The 822-nt window shown below is 45.1% G+C and carries 1 protein-coding gene; it reads right to left on the minus strand.

The features are described from left to right. A partial coding sequence (locus A3730_RS08980; protein WP_197477386.1) for a radical SAM protein occupies positions 1-822 on the minus strand: 822 nt, incomplete at both ends.

Here is an 822-nt window from a genome sequence, read left to right on the forward strand (position 1 = left end):
TGATTGGCAACATAGAAGCGCATCCATAACCAGTCACCTTCTGGAACAACAACAAAGTCATCTTTTCTGTACCTAGCAATAATTTCATCAAACATCATTGCGGCCGCATTCTGATCTGAAAAGAATCCTCTACGCAAGAAAGGATCTTCACCTTCCTTTGAACGCTTATCCACAGTTTCATGCAGGCATTCAAAGCGCACACCATCAATGCCCAGCCCTTTCACATGCTCGATAAACTCATGAATACCATACAGATTTCTTTCAAAAAGTGTGCAGTTCGTATAGATCCTGACCTTTGAGTCAGGGTAAGCTTTCTTTTTGAGTGAAGAAAGATCGGTAAGAACCTTCAGGATATGCTCACAAGAACCTTCAGTACCTCGTATATAGTCGTGTACTACTGGCAAGTGGCTGTCAAGTGAAAAAAACAGTTGGTCTGGCCCCTCTAGCAAGAGACGATGATAGTGGGACTCTTCCACCAGTGAACCATTAGTAAAAGCGGCCGTGTTCAACCCGAGTTCCCGGCATAGTGCAGTCAGTGAGAAAAACTCCTCCTCTTTCAGCATTAACTCTCCACCACAAAGGACAACACCACCCGAAGGGTTTAGCCTTTGAAACTGACGCACCACATCAAGCTTTTCAGGTAATGTCAGGCCATTAGGGCTGTCTTGGTTCATCCACATATGGCAGTGCTTGCAGTGGAGATTGCATTCAGAAGTCACTAGCAAAAACAGGTAGTCGGGAGGACTCAGTGCCTGAATGTGATCAGCTGCGTCACTCTCGACGGCTTCATTAATGCTTTGAATCTTAATACGCTCCATAGTG

Source organism: Alcanivorax sp. HI0044, assembly GCF_001634945.1.